Source organism: Ochrobactrum soli (assembly GCF_003664555.1).
Classification (GTDB): Bacteria; Pseudomonadota; Alphaproteobacteria; order Rhizobiales; family Rhizobiaceae; genus Brucella; species Brucella teleogrylli.
In genome coordinates this window covers 1-1,713 of the sequence record NZ_RCHH01000045.1, presented here as the reverse complement: position 1 = coordinate 1,713, position 1,713 = coordinate 1, and the positions used below count along the sequence as shown (strand labels likewise).

Sequence of the window (1,713 nt, the reverse complement as noted above, 5' to 3'; positions counted from 1 at the left end):
CCCGTTTTTGAAAACTGGCTTGCCTTCCCATTTTGTCATTCGGTACATTCGTCTTGAGCGCAGCAGTGAGGAAACCGTTCCGTTTCTGCCCCTATCATTGTTGCGCTCAACCTTTTTGGCGCTCACGCGCTAGTTGGGCATGAAAGCCGCATCTGACTATTCGTCAGGGTTATCGACGTCACAGCCCACGCCGTGGCAGCCCATATAATTGCCTTGCGTGTCAAAGTTCGGATTGCCGTCCCGGTCAAATTGTGGCCGGTTATCGATCTCGCTTTCCTCGCGGCGGCGGCGTTCCTTTTCCTTCTTGCGCTCGCGCTTGCGTTCCTCACGCGCTCGGTCCTCTTGTTCCCATTCCCGTCTTTTTTCGTCAGCGCGGGCGCTTTGCTCCATCATGCAGTTTGCGAACGCGTCTGTACCTGGCTTGAAGCCGAAAGAGGCGCATGTATCTTGATCGACCTCCTCCGCTGTAACGCAGCCGGCAACGGCCAGCGGGACGAAAGCAAGCAATAAGTATCTGAGTTTCAGCTTTGTCATGAACGCTCCCATAGAAAAATGCTGCTTGGCTGGTTTCAGTTTTGATGACGGCGCATTTGACCGAACGCCTTGTTATCGGCGTCGGGTATAAAGGCTGGACCTACAATACGGATAGAGCGGGAAGGGGCGGGACGAAACGATTGCGATGGAATTTCAGCCACAGCCACGGGGTCCTGATCATCCGGTTTGACGCCTGGTTTCGGTAAGACAGCATCGGCAAGGTGCTTCGATTGCCTTTTGGCCGCAAAGCCCGAACTGACTTTCCGAACGTAGCCATTCCAGTCGCAGCGTTCGAACTTGCCTTCACCATGATAATCGTAAGCTGTTGCGAGATCCGCATAGACCTCACCAGTCAGGACCGAAACCATATCGGCGACTTCTTCATTCTGGTCATTGATATAGACCGCCATAGCGTCGGTCTTGCAGATCATCTTGCATTGAATGAGAGCGGCATCCGTACCGCCTTTTTGCTTGTACTGCGAATTGGGCGTCGGGAAATAATAGCCATCCGACAGGCGCACACAGTATTGAAGGGCATTTTTCGGCCCGCGCACCTTTTTAGGAGTGGTCGAGGCCGGTTGTGATCGCGCATTGCCAGCCGCCGACACGTTCATGGCCTTTGGCTTGGTAGCTGCCCTGGCTGTTCGGCCCGTTCGGGCTTCAGCCCAGCATTCATTATTTGCAGCCGCAGTTGCCCGCAACTCCTGCTGCGCCTCATTGATTTTCATCCCCACTTCACGGCAGGCATTGAAAAAGCCCCCGCCCGTGTCACCCGGCTTGCAGCCGCGCCCGCGCTGGATCGAGCGCAAAGCCGACAACTGCCTTTGCAGCATCTTCACGGCGGGGCTTTGACCCGAAATTCCAGAGCCGCATGAAGCGGCCATTGACGTACCGGGAAAAGACGCGGCTACAACCACCAAGGAAATTGCAGTCAGTTTCGTCATCATGTCCGTTGCCCTTCGGAACTGATTATCGAACAAGCCTCAATTGAACCGGATCGGCCGGAATTTCGGAGTGATACGCAGCGCGTACAAACATCGGGTCGGGCTGCAAGCTCTCCATCATCGCAGTCAGTGCAAGTTGCAGATAAAGCGGTGCATCCGGACGTTCGATTGATTTGAGCGCCGCACGCGATAATCCCAACCGGCTCGCAAGCTGACACTCGGTTGTGTTCAGTCT

3 protein-coding genes are annotated in these 1,713 nt (G+C 55.1%); all 3 read right to left on the bottom strand.

Going from position 1 to position 1,713, the window contains the following annotated elements:
* Positions 1-156: 156 nt before the first annotated feature.
* Complete coding sequence (locus D8666_RS23895; RefSeq protein ID WP_121539683.1) at positions 157-534, bottom strand: hypothetical protein; 378 nt, start codon at positions 532-534, stop codon at positions 157-159.
* Between the two features lie 35 nt (positions 535-569).
* Positions 570-1,481, bottom strand: coding sequence for a DUF2865 domain-containing protein (locus D8666_RS23890; protein WP_121539682.1), 912 nt, complete (start codon positions 1,479-1,481; stop codon positions 570-572).
* 22 nt (positions 1,482-1,503) lie between these two features.
* Positions 1,504-1,713, bottom strand: a 210-nt coding sequence (locus tag D8666_RS24410; protein WP_121539681.1) for a hypothetical protein, incomplete at its 5' end; no start/stop codon positions are given.

What these genes read in the sequence shown, in the direction of transcription:
- D8666_RS23895 (WP_121539683.1), bottom strand. Translation starts at nt 534, where the DNA reads ATGACAAAGCTGAAACTCAGATACTTATTGCTTGCTTTCGTCCCGCTG.
- D8666_RS23890 (WP_121539682.1), bottom strand. Translation starts at nt 1,481, where the DNA reads ATGATGACGAAACTGACTGCAATTTCCTTGGTGGTTGTAGCCGCGTCT.